The sequence below is a fragment of the Undibacter mobilis genome (assembly GCF_003367195.1).
Lineage (GTDB): Bacteria > Pseudomonadota > Alphaproteobacteria > Rhizobiales > Xanthobacteraceae > Pseudolabrys > Pseudolabrys mobilis.
Window position 1 is genome coordinate 965,291 of record NZ_QRGO01000001.1, and the last position, 24,985, is coordinate 990,275.

At 63.5% G+C, this 24,985-nt stretch carries 21 protein-coding genes and 1 tRNA gene; 13 read left to right on the forward strand and 9 right to left on the reverse strand.

Annotation, left to right across the window (positions count from 1 at the left end):
• Positions 1-81: 81 nt before the first annotated feature.
• Complete coding sequence (locus DXH78_RS04490; RefSeq protein WP_245416732.1) at positions 82-1,356, reverse strand: TadE/TadG family type IV pilus assembly protein; 1,275 nt, start codon at positions 1,354-1,356, stop codon at positions 82-84.
• Between the two features lie 331 nt (positions 1,357-1,687).
• Between DXH78_RS04490 and DXH78_RS04495 the strand changes: the two genes are divergently transcribed.
• Both DXH78_RS04495 and DXH78_RS04500 read left to right on the forward strand, forming a co-directional pair.
• Positions 1,688-2,590, forward strand: a complete 903-nt coding sequence (locus tag DXH78_RS04495; protein ID WP_168192703.1) for a DMT family transporter — start codon at positions 1,688-1,690, stop codon at positions 2,588-2,590.
• Positions 2,591-2,680: 90 nt separating this feature from the next.
• Positions 2,681-2,757 (forward strand) — tRNA-Arg (locus tag DXH78_RS04500).
• Between the two features lie 39 nt (positions 2,758-2,796).
• Here DXH78_RS04500 and DXH78_RS04505 read toward each other — a convergent pair.
• Positions 2,797-3,951, reverse strand: a complete 1,155-nt coding sequence (locus DXH78_RS04505) for a fumarylacetoacetate hydrolase family protein (RefSeq protein WP_115515935.1) — start codon at positions 3,949-3,951, stop codon at positions 2,797-2,799.
• A gap of 80 nt (positions 3,952-4,031) precedes the next feature.
• A complete protein-coding gene (locus DXH78_RS04510; RefSeq protein WP_115515936.1) occupies positions 4,032-4,532 on the reverse strand; it encodes a response regulator in 501 nt (166 codons plus the stop codon).
• A gap of 195 nt (positions 4,533-4,727) precedes the next feature.
• Between DXH78_RS04510 and DXH78_RS04515 the strand changes: the two genes are divergently transcribed.
• Positions 4,728-5,087 carry a DUF427 domain-containing protein gene (locus DXH78_RS04515; RefSeq protein ID WP_115515937.1) on the forward strand — a complete coding sequence of 120 codons (360 nt, stop codon included), beginning with the start codon at positions 4,728-4,730 and terminating at the stop codon, positions 5,085-5,087.
• Positions 5,088-5,090: 3 nt separating this feature from the next.
• Here DXH78_RS04515 and DXH78_RS04520 read toward each other — a convergent pair whose 3' ends face one another.
• Entirely contained in the window at positions 5,091-6,074 is a 984-nt protein-coding gene (locus tag DXH78_RS04520; protein WP_115515938.1) for a S1C family serine protease, read from the reverse strand.
• A gap of 179 nt (positions 6,075-6,253) precedes the next feature.
• Between DXH78_RS04520 and DXH78_RS04525 the strand changes: the two genes are divergently transcribed.
• Both DXH78_RS04525 and DXH78_RS04530 read left to right on the forward strand, forming a co-directional pair.
• Entirely contained in the window at positions 6,254-7,252 is a 999-nt protein-coding gene (locus DXH78_RS04525; RefSeq protein WP_115515939.1) for an LLM class flavin-dependent oxidoreductase, read from the forward strand.
• A gap of 92 nt (positions 7,253-7,344) precedes the next feature.
• Positions 7,345-8,016 carry a dienelactone hydrolase family protein gene (locus tag DXH78_RS04530; RefSeq protein WP_115515940.1) on the forward strand — a complete coding sequence of 224 codons (672 nt, stop codon included), beginning with the start codon at positions 7,345-7,347 and terminating at the stop codon, positions 8,014-8,016.
• Positions 8,017-8,081: 65 nt separating this feature from the next.
• On the opposite strand, the gene DXH78_RS20310 is transcribed toward DXH78_RS04530, so the two are convergent.
• From DXH78_RS20310 to DXH78_RS04545, 3 genes are all read right to left on the reverse strand, one after another.
• Positions 8,082-9,068, reverse strand: a complete 987-nt coding sequence (locus tag DXH78_RS20310) for a polysaccharide biosynthesis/export family protein (protein WP_347337757.1) — start codon at positions 9,066-9,068, stop codon at positions 8,082-8,084.
• Between the two features lie 114 nt (positions 9,069-9,182).
• Positions 9,183-9,848 carry a peptide-methionine (S)-S-oxide reductase MsrA gene (gene msrA, locus DXH78_RS04540; protein WP_115515941.1) on the reverse strand — a complete coding sequence of 222 codons (666 nt, stop codon included), beginning with the start codon at positions 9,846-9,848 and terminating at the stop codon, positions 9,183-9,185.
• Positions 9,849-9,960: 112 nt separating this feature from the next.
• A complete protein-coding gene (locus DXH78_RS04545; protein WP_115515942.1) occupies positions 9,961-10,278 on the reverse strand; it encodes a hypothetical protein in 318 nt (105 codons plus the stop codon).
• A 194-nt stretch (positions 10,279-10,472) separates the two neighbouring features.
• Between DXH78_RS04545 and DXH78_RS04550 the strand changes: the two genes are divergently transcribed.
• From DXH78_RS04550 to DXH78_RS19590, 7 genes are all read left to right on the forward strand, one after another.
• Positions 10,473-12,737, forward strand: a complete 2,265-nt coding sequence (locus DXH78_RS04550) for an NADP-dependent malic enzyme (protein ID WP_115515943.1) — start codon at positions 10,473-10,475, stop codon at positions 12,735-12,737.
• A 9-nt stretch (positions 12,738-12,746) separates the two neighbouring features.
• Positions 12,747-13,643: a dihydrodipicolinate synthase family protein gene (locus DXH78_RS04555; RefSeq protein ID WP_115515944.1), complete on the forward strand. Its 897-nt coding sequence runs from the start codon at positions 12,747-12,749 to the stop codon at positions 13,641-13,643.
• 178 nt (positions 13,644-13,821) lie between these two features.
• Complete coding sequence (rpsT, locus tag DXH78_RS04560; protein ID WP_115515945.1) at positions 13,822-14,088, forward strand: 30S ribosomal protein S20; 267 nt, start codon at positions 13,822-13,824, stop codon at positions 14,086-14,088.
• A 1,240-nt stretch (positions 14,089-15,328) separates the two neighbouring features.
• The gene (dnaA, locus tag DXH78_RS04565; protein WP_115515946.1) at positions 15,329-16,759 is read left to right on the forward strand and encodes a chromosomal replication initiator protein DnaA; all 1,431 of its coding nucleotides are present in this window, start codon (positions 15,329-15,331) and stop codon (positions 16,757-16,759) included.
• A 271-nt stretch (positions 16,760-17,030) separates the two neighbouring features.
• Positions 17,031-18,149, forward strand: coding sequence for a DNA polymerase III subunit beta (dnaN, locus tag DXH78_RS04570; RefSeq protein ID WP_115515947.1), 1,119 nt, complete (start codon positions 17,031-17,033; stop codon positions 18,147-18,149).
• Between the two features lie 152 nt (positions 18,150-18,301).
• Entirely contained in the window at positions 18,302-19,447 is a 1,146-nt protein-coding gene (gene recF / locus DXH78_RS04575; RefSeq protein ID WP_115515948.1) for a DNA replication/repair protein RecF, read from the forward strand.
• A 144-nt stretch (positions 19,448-19,591) separates the two neighbouring features.
• Positions 19,592-19,801, forward strand: coding sequence for a hypothetical protein (locus DXH78_RS19590; RefSeq protein WP_147292570.1), 210 nt, complete (start codon positions 19,592-19,594; stop codon positions 19,799-19,801).
• On the opposite strand, the gene DXH78_RS04580 is transcribed toward DXH78_RS19590, so the two are convergent.
• Positions 19,796-21,550, reverse strand: coding sequence for a chloride channel protein (locus DXH78_RS04580; protein ID WP_115515949.1), 1,755 nt, complete (start codon positions 21,548-21,550; stop codon positions 19,796-19,798). The two genes, DXH78_RS19590 and DXH78_RS04580, sit on opposite strands and share 6 nt — an antisense overlap.
• Before the next feature lie 380 nt (positions 21,551-21,930).
• Here DXH78_RS04580 and gyrB point away from each other — a divergent pair, with 380 nt between their 5' ends.
• Positions 21,931-24,360 carry a DNA topoisomerase (ATP-hydrolyzing) subunit B gene (gene gyrB / locus DXH78_RS04585; RefSeq protein WP_115515950.1) on the forward strand — a complete coding sequence of 810 codons (2,430 nt, stop codon included), beginning with the start codon at positions 21,931-21,933 and terminating at the stop codon, positions 24,358-24,360.
• Between the two features lie 75 nt (positions 24,361-24,435).
• Here the strand turns inward: gyrB and DXH78_RS04590 are convergent, their stop codons facing one another.
• On the reverse strand, positions 24,436-24,900 hold the full coding sequence (locus DXH78_RS04590; protein WP_147292571.1) for a hypothetical protein: 465 nt from the start codon (positions 24,898-24,900) through the stop codon (positions 24,436-24,438).
• Positions 24,901-24,985: the final 85 nt, after the last annotated feature.

Below are 24,985 nucleotides of genomic sequence, written 5' to 3' on the forward strand. Positions count from 1 at the left end.
ACGAAACCATCTGACGCGGTGCTGAATGCCGCTTTGCGGCGGCGCGCGGAATTTATTTCAACTGCGCGCGATTCCGTACCGCTACTGCGACAAGCGCAGTTCCGACAACGCCGTGCCGATTTGATTAAATGTCGAGATGATCTGATCGCCCGACTTCAGCAGGAAGTATTTGCTCGAGTTCGAGGCGCAGTTCTGCAGCATCGTCGAGGTCGGATCGTTGCCGGTGTTGACCTGCACCGTATAAAGCGTGATGCCGGCAGCCTTGATGTTGTCGCAGGTTTTCTGCTGGCGTTTGTCGATCGAGGACTGGCTGGTATACCAGCGGTTCTCGGTGTTCATGCCGTCGGTCAGAAGAATGATGACCTGATTGTACTGATAGTTCGAATCGAACTCCGGCACGGTGAAGGGGGAGGCGGTCAACGTCTGCCAGCCCATCTGCAAACCGATCGCCTGGTTGGTATTGCCGGCCGGCTGCATCGCGTCGATCCGGGCCGACAGCGACGTCCAGTCATTGGAGAGCTCCATCAGCGCCGCCGGGCACGAGCTGTATTGCTCGGCGGGATAGAGCGTGCCGCCGGCGACCGGCGGATCGTTGGTGGTGTCGTAGTTCTGGTCGCGGTCGGTGACACAGCCGTTCCAGGTGTCGTGCGCCGCCGGCGTCCAGACCTTGCCCCTCGATTCACACGAGCTCTTCGACTTGTAGCTCGAATTGCTGCAAGTGCCGTTGACGGCCTCCCACAGCGACCAGTTGATCCAGTTGCGGTCGTATTTGTCGGCGCCGACATTGACGTCCTTGCTGAACGGCACGACCGAGACGTAGACGTCTTCCGGCAGCAGCGCGGCGTTCTTGAGCTGGGTCAGCAGATTCTGGCTGGCGGTCTTGAGCGCCGTCATCTTGCCCGCGCTGGACATCGAGCCGGTGTTGTCGAGCACCAGCGCAACGCGCAGCCGGGTCTCGCCCCAGGTCGAGGTCGCCGCGGCGGCGATTGGAATATCGCCGTAACCGAGAATGCCGAGCACATTGGTCTTCAGCGTCGCGGTGGCGTTGAGGGCGAGCTTCGAGCCGGCGGTCCCCGTATAGGTCGCGTTCACCACGACGTCGCGGGCCGTCGGGCTCGAGAACAGCGCGTTGAAATAGGCCGAGGCCGAAGCCTGCAGATCGGCGGCGTTCTGCGTCGCCGCGGTCTTCGACATGGCCAGCGCGGTGGCATCGAGCGCGGTCTGAAAGGATGTACGCGTCGCGCTCGCCTGGGTATAATCGATAGCGACACCGGCGCTGCCGATGAGGGGCACGGCAAGCATCGCCATCATCGGCGCGATATTGCCGCGACGATCCCTCAGAAACCTGGACAACATGACACGCCCCCGAAACCGCGGACCCGAGAGGTCCGGCCGCATGACTAACGTGCGGCAATAATTTCAGGCGCGTCTTGAGAAGCCGTGATCAGTTCCAGTCGGATAAGCGGCAAATCCGCATCGAATGTGCGTCAATTCGCGCGCGATTTCCCGCTCGCGACGGTGCGCGGCGGCGTTCATAATCAACCGGCGGCGGTTGCCGCAAACACGCGATTGTTCTAAGGCTTAAGCGCGACTCGCCGCTTGCCCCCACGCACTTTGACGGTTCCGAGAGCGGCGCGACGCGGTCGACCGCGCCGGCGTGCGGCCCCTCTTGAAAATCGAACGACCCGTGGCCTCCTATCAGGACAACAAGCGCGGCATCATCTCGCTGACAGCGGGATGCGCGCTGTTCACGGTTACCGACACGATAACCAAGATCGTCGCCCTGAGCTTCCCGATCGGCGAAGTGCTATTCTCCCGCGCCTTGGCCTGCATCGCCTTCGTCGCCGCGGCTTTCTTCTTCGCCTATCGCACATTCTCCTTTCACGGCGCCTTCCAGAAACTGGTGCTGATGCGCGCGGTACTGGACGGCATTGCCAATGCCACCTTCGTGCTCGCGCTGACGAAGATGCGGCTTGCCGATCTGATGGCGATCAACATGATGTCGCCGCTGGTACTGACCATGCTGCTCGCCTTCTTCTTCAAGGAGAAGGTTGGCTGGCGGCGCTGGAGCGCCATCTTCGTCGGCGTCGGCGGCATGCTGCTGATCGTCAAGCCGGGACCGTCGACCTTTGACGTCTGGGCGCTGATTGCGTTTGCGGCCACCCTGTTTTCGGCAACGCGCGACATCCTCACCCGCCGCATCGATCCGGCAACGCCGACTTTGGTGGTGACCATGGTCAGCCTGGGCGGGACTGGGCTGGCGGGCCTTGCTCTTGCGCTCGTACTGGGCGAACGCTGGACGCTCTATTCGTCGGAATATCTCGGCCTGATCGTGGTCGGCGCCGTGTTTCTGGCCGGCGGCAGCACGCTGGCGGTTTCGGCCTTCCGCAATGTCGATGCCACCGTGGTTGCCCCGTTCCGCTATTCGCTGCTGATCTGGAGCGCGCTGTCCGGCTATTTCGTGCTCGGCGAGGTGTCCGACACCATGTCGATCGCCGGCTCGCTTCTGATCGTCGGCAGTGGCCTTTACATGCTGCACCGGGAGCGGGTTCGCCACCGCGAGGTCGCCGCTCGCTCGGCCATTCGCTAACGTCCTCATTCCACGGACGAAAAGACCCTGAAAGCCGGCGGCGATGGTCGTTGCCGGTGGCCCCGAACTGGGGTAAGGAAAGCGCGGTTGGCGCCCGTAGCTCAGCTGGATAGAGCGTTGCCCTCCGAAGGCAAAGGTCGTGCGTTCGAATCGCGCCGGGCGCGCCAATTCACGTCACTCAGTTCCCTGCGACAAGCCTCGTTTGTCTAAATCAGCTTCGCCGCGGCGAGGTCGCGCATCAGCATGCGCGTGCCGTAGGTCCAGTGCGGACAATCCGGCGAATATTTCACGCGGTTGACCAGCGCGCCGAGCTTGTCCGACGAGATCGTGACCATGTCGCCGATCTTGTGGGTGAAGCCCTTCCCCACTTCGCCGCGGTCCTTCGACGGCACGAACATGGTGCCGAGATAAAGCGCCATGCCGTCGGGATACTGGTGATGCGGCCCCATGGCCGCCGCAACCAGCTCTTCCGGCGAGCGGCTGATCTCGGCCATCGAGCTTGAGCCTTCGAGCGAGAAACCGTCAGTGCCTTCGACGGCGAGATTGACCCGCGCTTTCTTCACATCCGCGATGGTGAACGTGTCGTCGAACAAACGGATGAAGGGCCCGAGCGCGGCGGAGGCGTTGTTGTCCTTGGTCTTGCCGAGCAACAGCGCCGAGCGGCCTTCCATGTCGCGCAGATTGACGTCGTTGCCGAGCGTGGCACCGGCGATGCGGCCGCTGCTCGCGGCGATCACCGCGATCTCCGGCTCCGGGTTATTCCAGGTCGAGGCTTCGAGCAGCCCGACATCGGCGCCGAAGCCGACCGACGACATCGGCTGGCACTTGGTGAAGATCTCGGCGTCAGGGCCGATGCCGACTTCGAGATATTGCGACCAGACGCCCCGCGCGATCAGCTTGGCCTTGATCGCCATCGCTTCGGGCGAACCCGGCCTGAGCTTCGACAGGTCCTCGCCGATCAGGCCGTGAATGTCGGCGCGGATCGCCTCGGCCTTGTCGGCGGAGCCGCGCGCCTGTTCCTCGATGACACGTTCGAGCAGGCTGACAACAAAGGTGACGCCCGCCGCCTTCACCGCATGCAGATCGACCGGCGACAACAGCCGGATCGCGCTGGCCGCGTGAGTCAAGCTGGCCGCCGTGATCGTGTCGATGGTGGCGATGGACTTGCCTTTGGCACCGCGCACGAAAGCGGCCGGATCGTCCATCTCGCAGATGTCACGGACGGTCGGAGCATGTGCCGACGTAATATCGACGACCGAGCCGTCGCGCACGGTGACGACCAGCGGATGCGCAGTGCCCGGCGCGTGGGCTCGACCGACAAAGGTGCCGGTGTCCGGCAGGCGCATGGAATGGCTGGTCATGAATCCCCCGATCTTGTTGTTGAGCGGGAGTTTAGAACGCCGAACGCGGTTTGCGCCAGCGCCGGACCGGCTTCGGGGCCTTAATGGCCGACGTCGGCGGGATCGAGCTCAAGGTCGGTCGACATCTTGCGCGGCTGCGGCACATAGGCATCGCCGAGCTGGACCATCGGCCGCGGATTGATGACGATCGAGCTCAGACGGTCGTGCAGCGCCTTGGCCGAGGTCGGCTTGACCAGAAATTCGTTGATGCCGGCATGCAGCGCCTGGACGACCGACGAGCGCTGCGCCCGCGAGGTCAGCATGATGATCGGCAGGTTCGGGCGCGGAAACACGCCCGGGGACCGGACGATGCGCACCACTTCCATGCCGTTGAGCAGCGGCATATCCCAGTCGAGCAGCATGACGTCGGGATCGGAGTTGCGGATCTGTTCGAGCGCGGCCAGCCCGTCGGCGGCCTCGATCACCGACTTGGCGCCGAGATTCATCAGCATCATGCGCGTGACCTTGCGCATGTAGGCGTTGCCATCCACCACGAGGATGTTCAACCCCTGAATCATCGCTTCAAGCGGACTTTTCGGCATACGCGCGACCGGTAACCTTCCCTAACGTGCGACCAAGCTACCGGCAAAACTCTGTCAATTCGCTAAGGCCAACCATTCAATTTGTCTCGTTTGTTCCGCACCGCCCCCTCGCGGAACGTCATCCGGATTGCCAAATTGAGCCAATGAATCGGCTGCGCCGCGCGCAGGTCGTCGCCAAACGGGAGATTTTCGCCGATGAAACAGCCTGGAGCCGACCATCCGATCACGATTTCGCAGGACGGGACGCGCGTTCGCGTCATGTTCGCCGGCCGCATGGTCGCCGACACAACGCGGGCGCTGACGCTCCAGGAGGCGCGTTATCCTTCTGTTTACTATATTCCGCGCGAGGACGCCGACATGACGCTGTTTCAGCGCACGGCGCACACGACGCATTGCCCATACAAGGGCGACGCCAGCTACTTCACCTTGTCGGCCGAGGGCCGCAGCGCCGAGAATGCCGTGTGGAGTTACGAGGCGCCCTATCCGGCTGTCGCCGCGATCAGGGAGCATCTCGCGTTTTATCCGAACAAGGTGGATGGCATTGAGGTGGGGTGATCCTCAATGCACCTTCGGACCCTTGAGGAATTTGTTGCGGTCGGATGAATTCACTCGCACGTCGAAGGTGACGCCATCGCGATGCAACGTGAGCGGCACCTCGACGCCGGCAACGCCCAGCGCCCAGATGGCGCGATAAAGCTCGGCCAGAGTCGTGACCTTCTGACCCGCCACCGCCACGATCATGTCGCCGGTCTTGATCTCGACGCGCGATGCCGGCCCCTTGTCGGCGACGCCGACGACAACCAGTTGATCCTCGATCTCGGTGGTGAAGATGCCGAGCCACGGACGCACCGGACGGCTGACCCGACCGTATTTCGAGAGGTCGTCAAGGACAGGCTTCAACAGATCGATCGGGATCATCATGTTGAGATGCTCGCCCTGCCCGCCGCTTTCGCCGCCGGTCGCGCGCTCGATCTGCAGCGAGCCGATGCCGACAAGATCACCCCGCGCCGAGATCAGTCCGGTGCCGCCCCAATGCGGATGCGAGGGAAACGTGAAGATCGCGTCGTCGAGCAGATACTCCCAGTAGCCGGCGAATTCCTGCCGGGCGGCCACGCGTGCCGCAAGCGATTGCTTGCGGCCACCCGCCGCGCCGATGACAACGCGATCGCCGAGATCGACTTCGGCCGACGAGCCGAGTTCAAGCGCCGGCAGATTGGGCCGGCCGAGCGTCTGCACCAGGCCGAAGCCGGTTTCCTGATCGACGCCGAGCGGATGACCTTCCATGATGCGGCCATCCGACAGATGCAGCCAGATCGTTTCGGCTTCTGTGATGAGATAACCGACGGTGAGCACAAGGCCGTCGCCGATCAGCACGCCGTTGCCGGCACGTTCGACGCCGAGCGTGGTCGCCGTGAAGGCATCGTTCGGGATGATCGCGTGCAGGCCGACGATCGACGCCAGCGCGCGGTCGAGATCGAAAGCGTAATCCTCCGGGCGCGGCTGCACCCCGGGCGGCACCTTGAATTCCATCAGCGAAGCCATCGGCGGAAGTCCCTCTGTCTTCGTTTCCATATAGGAACGATGATAACCGCCGCCACAGGCTGCCGAAACCGCAAATTGCGGTTTTACGCATAGCTGTCATCGCCGGGCTTGACCCGGCGTTTTATGATGCCTTTGTAAGGAGCAGGTGTTCCCGCCGGCCTCGCGCCCTGAGAGAATTCATGACCGCTCTTTCCGTTCTCGATCTGTCGCCCGTCGCGGCCGGCTCGACCGGCGCCCAAGCGCTGCGCAATTCCATCGATCTCGCGCAGCTTGCCGACAAGCTTGGCTATGTCCGCTACTGGGTGGCCGAACACCACAACATGCCGATGATCGCCTCATCGGCGCCCGACATCATGATCGGGCAGATCGCCGCAGCGACGCAGCGCATCCGCGTCGGTTCCGGCGGCGTCATGCTGCCCAACCACGCGCCCTTGACGGTGGCCGAACGCTTCAAGGTGCTGGAGGCCTTGTTCCCGGACCGCATCGACCTCGGGCTCGGCCGCGCGCCGGGCACCGATCAGGTGACGTCCTACATGCTGCGGCGGCGCCAGAACGTCACCGAGGAAGACGACTTCCTCGATCGCTTCTCCGAACTGATGGCGCTGGAAACCCGGCAGTTTCCTGAAGGCCATCCGTTCCAGAAGGTGCGCGCCATGCCGGACGACGTGAAGCTGCCGCCTATTTTCCTGCTCGGTTCCTCCGATTACAGCGCGCAGCTCGCCGGCCAGATCGGCGCCGCCTTTGCGTTTGCGCACCACTTCGCGACCTTCCCGGCCGACGAGGCGATGCGTCTTTATCGCGAGAGCTTCAAACCGTCGGTGTCGCACGACAAGCCCTACGCCATTCTCGGCACCCATGTCGTCTGCGCCGACACCGACGAGGAAGCCGATCGTCTCGCCTCGACCGTCGATCTCAATTTGACCCGCCGCAACAAGGGCGAATTCCTGCCGCTCGCCTCGCCCGAGGAGTCTTTGGCCTATCAGTATTCGCCAGCAGAGCGGGCCCGCGTCGCGCAGAACCGCACCAAGCTCTCGGTTGGCTCGCCGGCAACCGTGAAGGCCAAGCTCGACGAATTGATCGCGGCAACAAAAGCCGACGAGGTGATGGTCACGACCATGATCTACGATCATCAGGCCCGCCGGCACTCATACGAATTGCTGGCGCCGCTGTTCGCCTAGTCGTCATTCCGGCGGAATGACGGGAAAATTATCGCGTGCTAGAACGGCACCGCGGGCGACAGACATTGCGCGCAATTTTCTGGAGGCTCCCCTTGGGTACCAAGCTCACGCTCACAGCCAGCGACAATCACACCTTGGGCGCCTATCGCGCCGACCCGACGGGCACGCCCAAAGGCGGCATGGTCGTCATTCAGGAGATCTTCGGCGTCAACAAGAACATCCGCCACGTCTGCGACACGCTCGCCGAACACGGCTATGTCGCCATCGCGCCCGCGGTGTTCGACCGCTTCCAGCGCGACTTCGACAGCGGCTATTCGGCCGATGAGATCGCACACGCCCGCAGCTTTCTCGGCGGCCTCAACTGGGATCACATGATGGCCGACACGAGTGCGGCCAAGGACAATCTCAAGGGCGTCGGCCCGATCGGCATCATCGGTTTCTGCCTAGGCGGTTCGGTCGCCTTCCTCGGCGCGTGTCGCGTGCCGGGCTTCGCCGCGGCCGTGTCGTTCTACGGCGGCGCCATCGGCAAGTTCGCCGACGAGAAACCGAAGTGTCCGATGCAAATGCACTTCGGCGAGAAGGACGAAAGCATTCCGATGTCCATGATCGAGGACATCAAAAAGAAGCAGCCGCACGCCGAGACTTATGTCTATGCAGACGCGCCGCATGCTTTCTCAAACGAAGACCGTCCGAGCTTCCGCCCCGAGGCCGCCGACCTCGCCTGGAAGCGGACCTACGAGTTCCTGGCGAAGAATCTTAAATAGCGCTGACGGCTGAGGCGTGGCTTCAAACCGGCCTCATCCTGAGGAGCCCGCGAGGCGGAGATGATCTAGAACCACCGCTCCTTGACGACGATGGTGTCGCCCGGCAGCAGCGGATAGTTCAACGGGACATTGCCCCGCATCTGCTGGCCCGGCGCATTGCGAGTCAGTTCGACGTTCTTCTTGGCGGCGCGCGCGCCGAAGCCGCCGGCAATCGCCACCGCGGTCTCAACCGTCATGTTGGCAACATAGGGATATTGGCCGGGCGTCGTCACTTCGCCGAGAATGAAGAACGGCCGATAGGCTTCGACTTCGACAGTGACATGCGGCTCGCGCACATAACCCTGGCGCAGCCGGTCGGCGATCGTCTTGGCCAAATGCTGGGTCGACGTGCCGCGCGCCGGCACCGTGCCAATCAGCGGCAGGTTCACATTGCCGCCGGCATCGACGGTGTAGCTGTTGGTGATGCCGTCCTGGCCGAACACCACGACGCGCAGCTTGTCACCGGAGTCGAGCGTGTAAGCGGGCGCTGCCGGCGACACCGCAGCATAGCCGTAGTTCGGCGCAGGCGCGGGAGCCGGAACATAAGGTCCGCCGCGCGGGGCAGCCATCCGCGGCGCCTGGGCCATCGCGGCCGGCGGCGGAGTGTATTGCGCCACATAAGGCTGCTGCACTGCCGGCTGCGTCGGCGCATAAGTTTCGGCCTTGCGGCTCGACGAGAATAGACCGCGGCCGGTCGCGGCTCTGGCCTGCGGCGGCTGTTGTTGCGGCTGCGGCGCATATTGCGGCTGCGCATAGGCCTGCTGCGCATAGGCCGCCGAACTTGAATACAGCGAGCGCGACGGCGCACCCGCCTGAACACCGTAAGGCTGGGTGTAGGTTTGCTGGGCCGGGCCCGGATAGGCCGGCGCTTGGGCATATTGCTGCTGCGTCACGATCGGCACCGGCTGGCCGGTCTGCGGATCGATGATGTACTGGACCTGAGCCGTTTTGCGCGCGCAACCGGCAGCCGCCAGAGCGACCATCAGCACGAGCAAAATCTTGGCATTCCGCATTGAAGCGAATCCGGGTCGCGAGACGAAATCGACGCCCGATTAGCGCTTTATATGGTTAAAAAAGTCTGACCTTTTCCCTCCCCCGGGATGGGGGAGGGTCGTAAGAGGTCCGGCTCAGGCTGTCGCCACGGCCTTCACCCCGGTGCCGATCGGGCAGGATACGCCGGTGCCGCCCAGACCGCAGTAGCCATAGGGATTCTTGGCCAGATACTGCTGGTGATAGTCCTCGGCGAAGTAGAACGGCGGCGCGTCCACGATCTCGGTCGTAATCGGCCGGTAGCCCTGCTTCTTCAACTCCGGCTCGTACATCGCCTTCGACGCCTCGGCGGCCGCCTTCTGCTCCGGCGAGAACGTGTAGATGCCGGAGCGGTACTGGGTGCCGATGTCATTGCCCTGGCGCATGCCCTGGGTCGGGTCATGGTTTTCCCAGAAGGTCTTGAGCAGGGTGTCGTAGGACACCTTCTTCGGGTCATAGACCACCAGAACCACCTCGTTATGGCCGGTGCGGCCCGAACACACTTCCTCATAGGTCGGGTTCGGGGTCAGGCCGCCGGCATAGCCGACCGCCGTGACGTGAATGCCGTCGCCCAGTTGCCAGAACTTGCGCTCGGCGCCCCAGAAGCAGCCGAGGCCGAACATGGCCTTCTCGGTCCCCTCCGGATAGGGGCCGGTGAGCGCATGGTGATTGACGAAATGCTCATCAGCGGTGGGGATCGCACTGGCGCGGCCGGGCAGCGCCTCGTCCTTCGAGGGCATGGAAACCTTCTTGAATCCGAACATGGTTTGGCTCTCCCGTCTTCGTTGCGCCCAATATAAGCACTCGCCCCCGGTTCCGGTACCGGAGGGTGATCACGAGGGTGACAGAGTGGCGTGATTGACGGCGCAGTGCCGGTCAGCGCGCATACCCAATCAAGGGCCTGCGCGGCCGGCCCAGCAGCATGAACAGGATCGCCAGCACGCCAAGCACCGCCCAGCTCGGCCAGGACAGGAATGTCACCGTCACCGGGTCCCACAGCACGCCGCCGGCATAAGGCGACAACAACGGCTTCAGCCCCGCCAGACTCTTGGGGCTCAGGAGCGTCCAAAGGTCGCCGACGCTGGTCAAAAACAGCCTGTTTCCGGCGATCGACTTGGTGCCGTCATAGATCACCAGGACGAAGGCAGCGGCCAGGCCGAACAACCCAAGAGTGCGCAGCAAGAACTTGATCATGCGATGGTCACACAATGTAGGCGTGGCGACCGTCTCAACTAACCGCAACCGCCCGCGCCTTCAACCCTGCCGCTGCATTGCGGCATGCCCCCTTGTCTTGAGTTGCCGGGGTGCCTTCCGCTAGACCATACACCAACAGCTTGGCCGCGGGCGCATCCGGGGAAAAGAAGCTGACCGCGTGTCATGGAGCGAAAATGTCCAAACGTCCCCGTCCGACCTTCACCGAGCAGGAAGCCCTGCTGTTTCACAGCAGCGGCCGCCCGGGCAAACTGGAGATCGTCGCTACCAAGCCGATGGCCACCCAGCGCGACCTGTCGCTGGCCTATTCCCCGGGCGTCGCGGTGCCCGTGCTGGCCATCGCCGACGATCCGCAGAAGGCATATGACCTCACCACCAAGGGCAATTTCGTTGCCGTCATCACCAATGGCACGGCCATTCTCGGCCTCGGCAATCGCGGCGCGTTGGCGGCCAAGCCGGTGATGGAAGGCAAGTCGGTGCTGTTCAAGCGCTTCGCCGACATCGATTCCATCGACCTCGAAGTCTCGACCGAAGACCCGGACGAATTCATCAACTGCGTCAAATTCCTCGGCGCCGGCTGGGGCGGCATCAATCTCGAGGACATCAAGGCGCCCGAGTGTTTCATCATCGAGCAGAAACTGCGCGAATTGATGGACATCCCCGTCTTCCATGACGACCAGCACGGGACAGCCATCATCTCCGCCGCCGGTCTCATCAATGCGCTGGAAATGACCGGCCGCGACATCAAGAGCACCAAGCTGGTGTGCAACGGCGCTGGCGCCGCCGGTATTGCCTGCCTCGAACTCTTGCGCGCCATCGGTTTCCCGCCGAACAACCTCATCCTCTGCGACACCAAGGGCGTCATCTACAAAGGCCGCACCGACGGCATGAACCAGTGGAAGTCGGGCTATGCGGTCGAGACCGAGGCCCGCACGCTGGAAGACGCGCTCAAGGGCGCCGACGTGTTCTACGGCCTGTCGGCCAAGGGCGCGGTGACCAAGGAAATGGTCAAGTCGATGGCGGCCAAGCCCATCATCTTCGCCATGGCCAACCCCGATCCCGAAATCACAGCCGAGGAAGTCGCCGAAGTGCGCGACGACGCCATCATGGCGACCGGGCGTTCGGACTATCCGAACCAGATCAACAACGTGCTCGGCTTCCCCTTCATCTTCCGCGGCGCGCTCGACGTGCGCGCCTCGACCATCAACATGGAGATGAAGATTGCCGCTGCGCGGGCGCTCGCCGAACTCGCGCGCGAGGATGTGCCGGACGAAGTGGCGGCGACCTACGGCACGCGCCTCAAGTTCGGCCCGGAATACATCATCCCGACGCCGTTCGATCCGCGCCTGATGTCATCCATTCCGCCCGCAGTGGCCCAGGCGGCGATGGACACCGGCGTCGCGCGCAAGCCGATCGAGGACATGGAAGCCTACAAGCACCAGCTCAACGCCCGCCGCGATCCGATCGCCGGCACGCTGCAGCAGGTCTATACCAAGCTGCGCCGTTCGCCGAAGCGCGTCGCCTTTGCCGAGGGCGAGGAGGAGCAGGTCATCCGCGCCGCCGCGTCCTTCGTGGCGCAGGGGCTCGGCACCGCTCTGCTGGTCGGCCGCGAGGATCGCGTCAAGGCAACCGCAACCGAAGCCGGCATCGAGCTCGGCGACGGCATTGAAATCATCAATGCGCGGCTGTCGAACCGCAATGGCGTCTACATCAACTATCTCTACGAGCGCCTGCAGCGTCACGGCTTCCTGCTGCGCGACGTGCAGCGGCTGGTGAACACCGACCGCAACCATTTCGCGTCGCTGATGGTGGCCAATGGCGATGCCGATGCCATGGTGACCGGGGTGACGCGCAATTTCTCGGTGGCGCTGGAAGATGTCCGCCGCGTCATCGACCCCAAACCCGGCCATCGCGTCATCGGCGTTTCGCTGGTGGTGGCGCGCGGCCGCACCGTCCTGGTGGCCGATACCGCGATTACCGAGCTGCCGACCGGCGAGGAACTCGCCGAGATTGCCATTGAGGCGGCCGGCGTCGCCAAGCGCTTCGGCTACGTGCCGCGCGTCGGCATGCTGGCGTTCTCGACCTTCGGCCATCCGGCCGGCGAGCGCTCGGAGAAGGTGATCGAGGCGGTCAAGATCCTCGACCAGCGTCGTGTCGATTTCGAATATGAAGGCGACATGGCCGCCGACGTCGCGCTCAATCCGGACCTTGCCGCGGCCTACCCGTTCAATCGCCTGTCGGGCCCGGCCAACGTGCTGGTCATGCCGGCGTTCCACTCGGCGTCGATCTCGACCAAGATGCTGCAGGAACTCGGCGGCGCCACCGTTATCGGCCCGCTGCTGGTCGGCCTCGACCGTCCGGTGCAACTCGTCCAGCTCGGCGCCAAGGACACGCAGATCGTCAATATGGCGGCGCTCGCCGCGTTCAATGTGAGCGGCTGAGAGGAAGCGATGGCCCACCCCACCCTTTCAGGCGTGATCGCCGCGATCGCCACGCCGCTCGACGACAAACTCTCGCCGGATATCCCGCGCGCCATGAAGCTGGCGCGCTGGCTGCTCGACAATGGCTGCGACGGGCTCAACGTGCTCGGCTCGACCGGCGAGGCCACCTCGTTCTCGGTCGAGGAACGCAAGGCGGTCATGACCGCCTACAAAACCAACGACCTGCCGCTGGACCGCCTGATGGTGGGTACGGGAGCCGCGTCGATTGCCGATGCCATGACGCTCACGCGTCACGCCGCCGAACTCGGCTTCGCTGGCGCGCTGGTGCTGCCACCATTTTACTACAAGGGCGTTCCGGATGACGGGCTCGTCGCCTATATCGGCGCGCTCGTTGACGCGACCGCCAGCCAGAAGCTGCCAATCTATCTCTACCATTACCCGCAGCTCTCCGGGGTGCCGTGGCATGTCGAACTGATCAAGCGCCTGCGCCAGAGCTTCCCCGGCCGCATTGTCGGTCTGAAGGACTCCTCGGGCGACATAGCCTATGCGCGCTCGGTGGCGGCGATCGCCAAGGACTTCGCCACCTTCCCCTCGACCGAGGCCTGCCTGCTCGATGCCCGCAAAGGCGAATTCGCCGGCTGCATCTCGGCGACGGCGAACGTCAATGCCGACCTGTGCCAGCGCGCCTGGAAGGACGGCGACGCCGCTGCGCATGACAACGCAGTCGCGATCCGCAAATTGTTCGAGGGCCGGCCGCTGGTGCCGGGCGTCAAGACTCTGCTCGGCCATATCCATGGCGATGCGACTTTGGCCCGCGTCCGCCCGCCATTTGCCGCCGTTTCCGTCGCCGATCGCACCGCCATTACTGCCGGCTACGACGCGATCCGGACCAAAAACGGCGCCTAAGGGGCTCAAACCGCTGCCATTTCTCGGGCGTTGACGCCCGGGCGGAGGCCAACTATAAGCCACGCCCAATGGGGCCGGATTTTCCGGCCCCGCTTATTCTTGCACAGACCGGCTCGCGAGCGCGGCACTTCTTCCGCCGCATGCGGCCAGTCGCGTTAGAGACCGAACGAGATTTAAGATGGCCAACACAAAGTCCGCCCGCAAGGCGACCCGCAAGATCGCGCGCCGCACCGAGATCAACAAGGCGCGTCGCACCATCCTGCGCAACTCAGTGCGCAAGGTTGAAGAAGCGATCACTGCCGGCGACCGCACCGCGGCCGCCGAAGCACTCAAGTCTGCGGAGCCCGCGATCATGCGTGCGGCGCAGCGCGGCACCGTTCACAAGAACACAGCCAGCCGCAAGGTCTCGCGCCTCACGCACGCGATCGCCAAGCTCGGCAAATAAGATACCGCAGTGCCGCGCTCGGATGAGCCGAGTTCGCTCGGCTCATTAAACGGCACGCGGTCGCTACCGCCGCAGCAATACAACGCGAAAGGCTCAACGCCGCCTGAAGTGGCGTTCGCTACCGCGAAATTGCTTGGCGCCTTTTCTGAAAATCGAAGACAATGACTTTGCGCGGACGCTGGCGGCGTTCCGCGCTTGCGCGCGTTCGTCCAACTGTCATCGACATGTCAGACAGTTATGGGCGTCAAGTATTTTCAGCGCTTTTTGCAAATCCGTTTTTCGCAAAACAAACAATCTCAACACCTTTTTGTCGGGGTTACCCTGCATTGCCGCTCAAAAAATTGAGCGCTCACATAACGACTTACACCGAATAAGGCGACGAGGACCCGGAAATGCCTGCGCCGCAGTCATTGCCGCGACGGCGCGATCGTTTTTTTTCTGATAGATTACCGCTGTCATTTAGTTCGACGGCTTGACCGATTCCCCACGACTCATCAACGCGTTGGTTAGCGAACGGTAGAAAATTCGGACATTCGGCCGGCGTCCCGCAATGGATCGACTGCGATCTTGCGACAAAACCAAATTGCTCGGCCGGACACCTTGTGTATTTTGAAAAGCGCGCGCGGCTCTTGCCACACGCGATCAGGAACAAGGAATGTTCTGCGCTCATTGGCAGATGAGAACGGCTATCTATTGCCCTGTGGCTGGAAAACTCCACTCGCGAAAGATGACCGGATAAAGCTTTGGCGTTAAACCGCCGGCACCGGACTTCTCTCCGACGAGTTGACGAGCCGCGCGGCAATAAAGGCAGATCGACGTCGCAAAAATTGAATTGAAGGCAATTCGGGTTTTGCGAAGATGGATTTGCGGTAGAGCCTGATCGAAGACGGACTTGATTGAGTAGGTATCTGGGCGAGAGCCCGCAGATTGGGGGGACTGTGATGATAGCGAACTCTCGTACGATTGGTGGTGCAGGCGCTTACATGCCGTGCCAGACTGACTCGTACAGCGCGCTCTTTCGTCAGGTCTCCGATGTCCGCTTGGGCAATGCGCCGCCCAACATCTAAAGGCGCCGTTCCCGTTCCTTTCAAAACGATATCGCGCCGTACCCGCTAGGCCGGCCGAGATATCCCGCAAATGTGTTGCGTCCTGTACCGGCGCGTCGACGGCTCGTTGCCGTCAGGCCGAGCAACCAATTGTCCGTTCAACCAAACAGACCAAAACAAAAGAGAAGAAGAAAATGCCGAACGACGATCAGGAGAGTTGGGTCAGAGTCAAAGCGCGCCTGCGCACGGAAGTTGGCGACGATGTCTTCTCCAGCTGGTTTGGACGTATGGAACTCGAAGGTATCGACGAGGGCGGCGTGCGCCTGTCGGTGCCGACCCGCTTTCTCAAGAGCTGGATCCAGTCGCACTATGCCGAAAAGGTTCTGACGTGCTGGCAGGCCGATCGTAGTGAGGTCGGCCGGATCGAGCTGATCGTCCGTTCGGCGGTGCTCAAGACCACCGCCCAGCCCAAGCCCAAAGTGGAACCCGCCCTCGCCATGCATGGCGAGAACCGTCCGCACAACGGCAACGGCATGTCTCGTCCGATTCCGGTCGGCGATGCCGCGGTCCATGAAGCGCTCGGCGGCTCGCCGCTCGATGCGCGGCTCACCTTCGACTCGTTCGTCGTCGGCCGCTCCAACACGCTGGCGCAGGCCGCTGCCAAGCAGGTCGCCGCGGCGCGCCGCACCGACCCGGTGATGTTCAACCCGCTCTACATCCATGCCGGCGTCGGCTTGGGCAAAACGCATCTGCTGCAGGCCATCACCTGGGCCGGTAATGCCGGTGGCGAGCGCAAGGTGCTCTACCTGACCGCCGAGAAATTCATGTACGGCTTCGTCGCCGCCCTGCGGGCGCAGAACGCGATTGCCTTCAAGGAAGCGCTGCGCGGCATCGGCGTGCTGGTGATCGACGACCTGCAGTTCCTGCAAGGCAAATCGACGCAGGCCGAGTTCTGCCACACCCTCAATGCGCTGATCGATGCCGGCCGTCAGGTCGTCATCGCCTCGGACCGGCCGCCGTCGGAACTCGAGAGCCTGGACGAGCGCGTGCGCTCGCGGCTGGCCGGCGGTCTCGTCGTCGAGATGGGCGGGCTTGGCGAGGAACTGCGCCTCGAAATCCTGAAAGCCCGCGTGCAGGCTGCGCGCGCGCACCACCCGACCTTCGACGTGCCGCTGCCGGTGCTCGGGTATATCGCCAAGACCGTCACCCATAACGGCCGTGACCTCGAAGGCGCGCTCAACCGCCTGCTCGCGCACTCCAAGCTCACCGGCCAGTCGGTGACCATGGAAATGGCCGAGCGCGAGGTGAAGGATCTGATCCGGCCGCAGGAACCCAAGCGCGTCAAGATCGAGGACATCCAGCGCATCGTGGCCCGGCAGTACAATGTCAGCCGCTCCGACCTGCTGTCGTCGCGCCGGACCGCCAATGTGGTGCGCCCGCGCCAGGTGGCGATGTATCTTGCCAAGACGCTCACTTTGCGTTCGCTGCCGGAAATCGGCCGGCGCTTCGGCGGCCGCGACCACACCACGGTGCTGCACGCCGTCCGCAAGATCGAGGGCCTGGTCGGCAACGACGTCACGCTGTCGGAGGAGATCGAAATCCTCAAGCGCCAGCTGCAGGAGTAGGTCATCTTTTGTCCCGGGCGCTGCGCGCATGAAATGACGCGCAGCAGACCGGGGACCCTCTCGCAATGCGACGGCCCCGATCAGCACCGCTTCGTGCGGCGGCGCGTCCGGGGCTAGCAAGCCTGTGGACGCCCTGGGGATAGGACCGGGGACTTCGCGCCTGCGCGCAGCCTGCTCTTGCGCAAATGCCCCGCTCTTGCCACCTTTGCCCCCCGGCTTCCGCCGGCCGGCGCCAGCGGTGTGGGTTTTCGGCGCCGAAGCGGGAATTTCCATGAAAATCACTGTCGAACGCGCTGAACTCCTCAAGTCGCTGAGCCACGTCTATCGCGTGGTCGAGCGGCGCAACACCATTCCAATCCTGTCCAACGTGTTGATCCGGGCCGACAAGGGCCAGCTCAGCATGAAGGCCACCGACCTCGATCTCGAAGTCACCGACTCGATTGCGGCGGAGGTTGCGCCCGGCGGCGCCACCACCGTGCCGGCGCACATGTTCTACGACATCGTACGCAAGCTGCCGGACGGCTCGCAGATCGTGATCGAGGGCTCCGGCGAACGCGCCGTGCTGACCATCCGCGCCGGCCGCTCGCGCTTCACGCTGCAGACCCTGCCCGAGAGCGACTTCCCCGATCTCGCCGCCGGCGAGATGAGCCATTCGTTCAAGGTGCCCGCAGCCGACTTCAAGCGCCTCATCGACAAGACGCAGTTCGCGATATCGACCGAAGAGACCCGCTATTACCTCAACGGCATCTACCTGCACGCCGCGGGCTCGGCCAAGACCGCGACCTTGCGCGCGGTGGCGACCGACGGTCACCGTCTGGCGCAGGTCGAACTGCCGCTGCCGGAAGGCGCCGCCGGCATGCCGGGCATCATCATTCCACGCAAGACGGTCGCCGAAGTGCAGCGCCTGATCGAGAGCGGCGAAGGCGACATCGCCATTGAACTCTCCGCCGGCAAGATCCGTTTCTCCATCGGCAATGTCGTCCTGATCTCCAAGCTGATCGACGGCACCTTCCCCGACTACGGCCGCGTCATTCCGGCCAACAACGACAAGAACCTCGTCGTCGACAAGAAGGACTTCGAGGCGGCAGTCGACCGCGTCTCCACGGTGTCGAGCGAACGCGGCCGCGCCGTGAAGCTGTCGATCACCGGCGGACGCCTGGTGCTGTCGGTGACCAATCCGGATTCCGGCAGCGCCACCGAAGAGCTGGAGGTGGACTACGAATCCGATCCGCTCGATATCGGCTTCAACTCGCGTTACCTGCTCGACATCGCCGCGCAGATCGAAGGCGAGGTCGCGGTTCTGAAGCTTGCCGATGCGGGCTCGCCGACGCTGATCCAGGACAAGGATGCCAAAGGCGCGCTCTACGTGCTGATGCCAATGCGGGTGTGATGTTGCAGCCTCATCCTGAGGAGCGTCGCGCAAGCGACGCGTCTCGAAGAATGGGGCCGCCCTCGTCCTTCGAAACGCGGCCTGCGGCCGCTTGTCAGGATCAGGGCGGGGTCAGCTTGTGACCCCCGCGGCTGTGCATTAGAGCACAACCTATGACCGCCGCCTTTTTCCGCCGTCTCTCGCTGACCAACTTCCGCAGCTATCACGCGACGACGCTTGAGCTTGGCCGCAATGGGCCGGTGGTGCTGACCGGACCAAATGGGGCCGGCAAGACCAACCTGATCGAGGCGATTTCGATGCTGGCGCCGGGCCGTGGCCTGCGCCGGGCGACGCTCGATGAACTCGCCTTTGCCGAGGGCGACGGCAGCTGGGCCGTTTCGGCGGAAATCGAAGGCATGCTGGGACTCGCCACGCTGGGCACCGGCATCGAGCCGCCGACGGGTGAGGAAACCACCAACGCCCGCAAATGCCGCATCGATCGCGAGCCGGTGTCGTCGGCCGCCGCCTTCGCCGACCATCTGCGCATCATCTGGCTGACGCCGTCGATGGACCCGCTGTTTGTCGGCCCCGCCGCCGACCGCCGCCGCTTCCTCGACCGGCTGGTGCTCGCGGTCGATGCCCAGCATGCGAGCCGCGTCTCGGCACTGGAGCGATCGCTGCGGTCGCGCAATCGCCTGCTGGAGGATCAGCGCAGCGACCCGCACTGGCTCGATGCCATCGAGCACGAGACCGCCGAAGTCGCGGTCGCCGTTTCGGCGGCGCGCTTTGAAACCGTGACGCGCCTTGCCGGTGCACTCGAAGCCGCACGCGAGGAAGCGCCCGCCTTCGCCATGCCACGCATCGCCCTTCGCGGCTGGATGGAAAACCAGTGGCCGGTGAGCAGCGCGCGCGAGATCGAGGACCGCTATCGCGACCTGTTGCGATCGAGCCGCGCGCAGGACGCCGCCGCCGGCCGCACGCTGGAAGGCCCACACCGCGCCGACCTTGAGGTCGTTCATGCCGGCAAGGGCGTTGCTGCTGCCGACGCCTCAACCGGCGAGCAGAAAGCGATGCTCATTCGCCTGATGCTCGCGCATGCGCAACTGATCAAGGACATGACCGGCACCGCGCCGGTGATGCTGCTCGACGAAGTCGTGGCCCATCTCGACCCGGTGCGTCGCGCCGCCCTGTACGACGCCCTCGCGGCGCTCGGCACGCAAGTGTGGATGACGGGTGCCGATCCAGCCGCCTTCGCGGACATTGCCGACCGTGCCGAGTGGTTCGACGTGACCCCCAGCGGGGTTTCAAAGCGCGGCTGAAAGTTCCGTAAGCCTGCGGTAACACTCGGTTAATCGAGATATTTTGAAGTTTCGGAAAATAGGAACAATTGCAGTATCGCGGCTTTTACCCTGCGACGTTCGTGAAATGGCAGAGAGCAAAGTCAGATACTGGAACCCAGGCCCATGACCGATACCAACTTGCATCCGGCCGAGCGATTAAAGCACGAGATTCATCGCACGCTCGATATGATCGATACCCAGCTGTCGCGGCTTGAGATTTTGACAGCCGCAGTCGCAGCCTTCGAGCGGCCGATCCCGGATTACGACCTGGCATTTCAGCACCAGCGGCATGTGACAGCACGTGCAACCGTCCTGCGTAACGCGTCGCTATAAGTCTCCGAGAAGCGCACGTCGCTGACGCTCCGATGCATCCGAAAATCGCCGAAGCGCATGCGCTTCGGTCAGCATCCCGACCACCTGGGCGCGCTCGAGACTGTCCACCACCGGCAAGGCTTCGGCCTCGTATTTTTCGAAGGCCTTGATCGCTTCTTGCGCTGTCATCTGCTGCAGCAGCATTTCGCCCTTGTGACGCAACAAATCCGTGAGCGGTGTCACCGCCGGAACTTCGGTCGAATGCGCTTCGGCGACCATCACCATACCGGCATAGTGACCGTCCTCATCGACAGCGAGCACCTGGTTGGTCGATCCGAGCGGAAACTTTTCGCGGAACACCGGCAATGGCGTCTCGGTCGATGTGGTGCGCACGTCGGCGCGCATCATTTGCGCCACCGTGAGGTCGCGAATCCAGCCGACATCGGCGCCGCCGCGGATGGTTTCGCCGCGCAAATGGAAGCGCCATGTGGCGAAGGAATAGCCGAACAGTTCGCGGGTCACCTGCATCGATACGATGACGGCAATCAGCACCGTGCCGGTGAGCCACAGGTCGCCGGTGGTCTCCAGCGCGATAAAACACATGGTCAGCGGCCCGCCGATCACCGAAGCCGCGAGCGCACTCATGCCGATGATCGCATAGGCATCGGGATTGAGCGCAAGCGATGGCCACGCGGTGTTGACGCCGACGGCGAAGAGCTGGCCACCGAGCGCGCCCATCAGCAGGGCCGCAAAGAACAGGCCGCCGCGAAACCCGCTGCCGAGCGACACGATGGCCGCCAGCGCCTTGAGCAACAACAGCATCAGCAAGGTCTCGACCGGCAGCTTGAACAGCGTCGTCAGATGCAGCGCGCCATGGCCCGACGACATGACACGCGGCGTAATCATGGCGAGCAGGCCGACCAAAGCGCCGCCCAGCATTGGCCTCAACCACGGCCGCACCCCGACGCGGCCGAGCAGCACCTCGCAGGCCGACACGCCGCGCATCAGCGCGATGCCGAAGAAGGCCGCCAGCAGGCCGAAGCCGCCGGCAATAGCGAGATCCTGAAATCCGATCGCGGTCATCTGGCCGGCCTCGACGCCAATCCGGTCGGGCGCAAAGGCGGCGGAGGTGAGATAGCCGAACAACGCGGCGATCCCGACCGGCGCCAGGCTGCCGACGGCGTAACTGCCGATGATCAGCTCAAAGGCGTAGAAAGCGCCGGCCAGCGGCGCCCCGAAGGCCCCGGCAATGGCGCCGGCGGCACCGCAGCCGACCAGCAGACGCATATCACTGCGGCGCAGGCGGAAAGCCTGGCCAAGCTTCGAGGCCAGGCCGCTGGATAACTGGGTATAGCCAGCCTCCAGCCCGACCGAGGCGCCGACGCCGCTCGACCACATGGTTTGCGCCGCCACGATGAGGCTGCCGCGCATCGACATCCGGCCGCCATGCAGCGCATTGGCCTCGATCGGGTCGATCTCCATCCCGCGAAAGCGCGAGATGGTGCGGGTCGCAAGACCCAGCACAAGGCCGCCAAGGCAGGGCACCAGAAAGGCATAGAGCGGGTCGATGGAGCTGCGCGCCGATAAACGCTCTCCCGGCTCGAGGCCGAAGAATTTGAGATGCATGAAGCTGACGACCGCGCCCATCACCGCGACCACCAGCCCCGCCAGCCCGCCGGCAAGGGCGGCCAGCAGGATGATGCTGGACTCGCGGGCGCGGATGAAGGCGCGCAGGCGATGGGGAACTTCAAAGCCGCTAAAGGCGCTCATGGCGGACAACCGGCTCTCGCGTGAGGCAGATGCCGCTTAGAAGTCAGGTTGCGATCCGAAGCAACGCCTAATGTCGAAAAGCAGGTCCGCGGCGGCAAGATTTCGGGACTCTTTCGCGTGAGTTCGGGGCCGGAAATAAACACCGCAAAAGCCGCCGAAACGGACCCTTGCCGGGCTGCCAAATCAGCCTTTTTGCACGGCGAAAAAAGGGCGATTCCGGCCGGCTTGCCTCTTTAAAAAGCCTTTTCAAATCAACATATTAGACCGTACGACTTTGCTCTGTACGCCGGTCGCAATTCGTGTCACACAAAATGCTCTTGCTGATTCATTTTCGGCGAATGATTCAGGCTGGCGTGAAACCTCGTCTCTAAGGCTCATCCATGGCTGAACCAGCCCGCGAATTCCCATCCGATTCATCCGACTACGGCGCCGAGTCGATCAAGGTCCTCAAGGGCCTCGATGCCGTCCGCAAACGTCCCGGCATGTATATCGGCGACACCGATGACGGTTCCGGCCTGCATCACATGGTCTACGAGGCCGTCGACAACGCGATCGACGAAGCCCTCGCCGGCCATGCCACGCAAGTGGACGTCACGCTCAATCCCGACGGCTCGTGCACGGTGCGCGACAACGGCCGCGGCATCCCGACCGGCATGCATTCGGAAGGCGTGTCGACGCCCGAAGTGGTGATGACGCAACTGCACGCCGGCGGCAAATTCGACCAGAATTCCTACAAGGTGTCCGGCGGCCTGCACGGTGTCGGCGTTTCCGTCGTCAACGCGCTGTCGACCTGGCTGAAGCTGACGATCTGGCGCGACGGCAAGGAACACTTCATCGAATTCCATGACGGCGTCACGGTGGCGCCGCTGAAGGAAGTCGGCCCCTCCGGCGGCAAGCGCGGCACGGAGGTGACCTTCCTGCCCTCGACCGCGACCTTCACCATGGTCGAATTCGATTTCGCGACGCTTGAGCATCGCCTGCGCGAGCTCGCCTTCCTCAATTCCGGCGTCAGCATCGTGCTCACCGATGCGCGGCACGCCGTCGAGAAGCGCGAAGAAATGAAGTACGAGGGCGGCGTCGAAGCCTTCGTGAAATTTCTCGACCGCAACAAATCGCCGCTCATTCCCAAGCCGCTGATGATCCGCGCCGAGAAGGACGGCATCACGGTTGAATGCGCTTTGTGGTGGAACGACGCCTACCACGAGAACGTACTTTGCTTCACCAACAACATCCCGCAGCGCGACGGCGGCACGCATCTCGCCGGTTTTCGCGGCGCGCTGACGCGACAGGTGACGCAATACGCCGAGACGCTCGGCACCTCGAAGAAGGAAAAGGTGACGCTGACCGGCGATGACTGCCGCGAAGGCCTGACCGCCGTGCTGTCGGTGAAGGTACCGGACCCGAAATTCTCGTCGCAGACCAAGGACAAGCTGGTCTCGTCCGAAGTCCGCCCGGTGGTCGAGAACGTCGTCAACCAGGCGCTGTCGGATTGGTTCGAAATCCACCCCTCGGAAGCCAAGATCATCGTCGGCAAGGTGGTGGAAGCCGCCGCCGCGCGCGAAGCGGCGCGCAAGGCGCGCGACCTCACCCGCCGCAAGGGCGCGCTCGATATCTCGTCGCTCCCTGGCAAGCTTGCCGACTGTCAGGAGCGCGACCCGGCCAAATCCGAACTGTTCATCGTCGAGGGCGACTCGGCCGGCGGCTCGGCCAAGCAGGGCCGCAACCGCGAATTCCAGGCCGTGCTGCCGCTGCGCGGCAAGATTTTGAACGTCGAGCGCGCGCGCTTCGACAAGATGCTGGGCAGCCAGGAAATCGGCACGCTGATCACGGCGCTCGGCACCGGCATCGGCCGCGACGAGTTCAACGCCGACAAGCTGCGCTACCACAAGATCATCATCATGACGGACGCCGACGTCGACGGCGCCCATATCCGCACGCTGCTGCTGACGTTCTTCTTCCGGCAGATGCCGGAACTGATCGAACGCGGTTACATCTATATCGCGCAGCCGCCGCTCTATAAGGTCAACCGCGGCAAGTCCGAACAGTATCTCAAGGACGAGCGCGCGCTTGAGGATTATCTGATCGCGACCGGTGTCGAGGAAGCGGTGCTGAAGCTTGCCAATGGCGAGGAACGCGCCGGCGAAGACCTGCGCAAACTGGTCGAAGAAGCGCGCAGCGTGCGCAACCTGCTGAACGGCCTGCACTCGCGCTATAACCGTCAGGTGGTCGAACAGGCCGCCATTCTCGGCGTGCTGCGGCCGGAAATCTTCGGCAATGCCGAGATGGCCAAGGCCGCAGCGCCGTTCATCGCCAAGCGCATGAACGTGCTGGCGGAAGAGACCGAGCGCGGCTGGGAAGGCGAGTTCAACGAACAGGACGGCTTCGTGTTCAGCCGCACCGTGCGCGGCGTCAAGAGTATCGCCATCATCGACCATGCGCTGCTCGGCTCGGCCGATGCGCGCAAGCTCGACGAGCATGCAGTGTCGCTGCAGAAGGTCTACGAGAAGCCGGGCAACTTGCGCCGCAAGGACGAGAGCTGGCCGATCTATGGGCCGGTCGGCCTGTTCGAGGCCATCACCGGCGCCGGCCGCAAGGGCGTGTCGATGCAGCGCTACAAAGGTCTTGGTGAGATGAATCCCGAGCAGCTCTGGGAGACTACGCTCGACATCAATGCGCGCTCCCTGTTGCAGGTGCGCATCAAGGAAGTCGACGAGGCCAATGTACTGTTCGATCAGCTGATGGGCGATGTGGTCGAACCACGCCGCCAGTTCATCCAGGACAACGCGCTGTCGGCCAGCGTCGACGTTTAAAGCTGCAAGACCGGCGACGAATTCAGGCCCGGAGCGGCATCACCGCTCCGGGCTTTTTCATGGACGGGGCCGCGCTCAGTCGCAAACGCGCGAGCTTGCCCAGACCCAGCCGCCATAGCCGTCGGCGACCCGAACGCGGCGCACGGTGCAATTCTCACCGTAGCTGACGCGGTAGGGCCGGTAGCCGTCATGGCGATACGAACTGCCCTCGTAATAAGGCCGGCGGTAGGGTTCGCTGTAGACCGCGGGACGATAATAGGGCTCGCGGTAGTTCACCGTGCGATAGGGCGAGCCGTAATAGGAACTGCGATGCCGCGGCGCGTAATAGCCATCGCGATAGCCGTCATCGACGCGCACATAGCGAACGACGCGAACATATTTGACGACCTTGCGGTAACAGCAGTTCGACGAAACGGAGACGTTACCGCGGTAGCCGTACCCACCATTGTAATACTCGCCGGCGCGCGCGACGTCCGGCGCGAAGGCCGCAGCGAACAGAAGTGCGGCAAGACCGAGAACCATCGTCGCCATTCGATACATGAGCCTACTCCCTGCAAACAGCCGACCGCACAAGGCCGGTCATTAAGATTTTAAACAATATTAACACTTGTGGCGATGCCCATTC

What these genes read in the sequence shown, in the direction of transcription:
- DXH78_RS04510 (WP_115515936.1), bottom strand. Translation starts at nt 4,532, where the DNA reads ATGCCGAAAAGTCCGCTTGAAGCGATGATTCAGGGGTTGAACATCCTC.
- DXH78_RS04520 (WP_115515938.1), bottom strand. Translation starts at nt 6,074, where the DNA reads ATGGCTTCGCTGATGGAATTCAAGGTGCCGCCCGGGGTGCAGCCGCGC.
- msrA (WP_115515941.1), bottom strand. Translation starts at nt 9,848, where the DNA reads ATGTTCGGATTCAAGAAGGTTTCCATGCCCTCGAAGGACGAGGCGCTG.
- DXH78_RS04555 (WP_115515944.1), top strand. Translation starts at nt 12,747, where the DNA reads ATGGCCCACCCCACCCTTTCAGGCGTGATCGCCGCGATCGCCACGCCG.
- DXH78_RS20310 (WP_347337757.1), bottom strand. Translation starts at nt 9,068, where the DNA reads ATGCGGAATGCCAAGATTTTGCTCGTGCTGATGGTCGCTCTGGCGGCT.
- DXH78_RS04505 (WP_115515935.1), bottom strand. Translation starts at nt 3,951, where the DNA reads ATGACCAGCCATTCCATGCGCCTGCCGGACACCGGCACCTTTGTCGGT.
- dnaA (WP_115515946.1), top strand. Translation starts at nt 15,329, where the DNA reads ATGCCGAACGACGATCAGGAGAGTTGGGTCAGAGTCAAAGCGCGCCTG.
- DXH78_RS04550 (WP_115515943.1), top strand. Translation starts at nt 10,473, where the DNA reads ATGTCCAAACGTCCCCGTCCGACCTTCACCGAGCAGGAAGCCCTGCTG.
- DXH78_RS04580 (WP_115515949.1), bottom strand. Translation starts at nt 21,550, where the DNA reads ATGAGCGCCTTTAGCGGCTTTGAAGTTCCCCATCGCCTGCGCGCCTTC.
- DXH78_RS19590 (WP_147292570.1), top strand. Translation starts at nt 19,592, where the DNA reads ATGACCGATACCAACTTGCATCCGGCCGAGCGATTAAAGCACGAGATT.
- DXH78_RS04490 (WP_245416732.1), bottom strand. Translation starts at nt 1,356, where the DNA reads ATGTTGTCCAGGTTTCTGAGGGATCGTCGCGGCAATATCGCGCCGATG.
- dnaN (WP_115515947.1), top strand. Translation starts at nt 17,031, where the DNA reads ATGAAAATCACTGTCGAACGCGCTGAACTCCTCAAGTCGCTGAGCCAC.
- recF (WP_115515948.1), top strand. Translation starts at nt 18,302, where the DNA reads ATGACCGCCGCCTTTTTCCGCCGTCTCTCGCTGACCAACTTCCGCAGC.
- DXH78_RS04515 (WP_115515937.1), top strand. Translation starts at nt 4,728, where the DNA reads ATGAAACAGCCTGGAGCCGACCATCCGATCACGATTTCGCAGGACGGG.
- DXH78_RS04545 (WP_115515942.1), bottom strand. Translation starts at nt 10,278, where the DNA reads ATGATCAAGTTCTTGCTGCGCACTCTTGGGTTGTTCGGCCTGGCCGCT.
- gyrB (WP_115515950.1), top strand. Translation starts at nt 21,931, where the DNA reads ATGGCTGAACCAGCCCGCGAATTCCCATCCGATTCATCCGACTACGGC.
- DXH78_RS04525 (WP_115515939.1), top strand. Translation starts at nt 6,254, where the DNA reads ATGACCGCTCTTTCCGTTCTCGATCTGTCGCCCGTCGCGGCCGGCTCG.
- rpsT (WP_115515945.1), top strand. Translation starts at nt 13,822, where the DNA reads ATGGCCAACACAAAGTCCGCCCGCAAGGCGACCCGCAAGATCGCGCGC.
- DXH78_RS04590 (WP_147292571.1), bottom strand. Translation starts at nt 24,900, where the DNA reads ATGTATCGAATGGCGACGATGGTTCTCGGTCTTGCCGCACTTCTGTTC.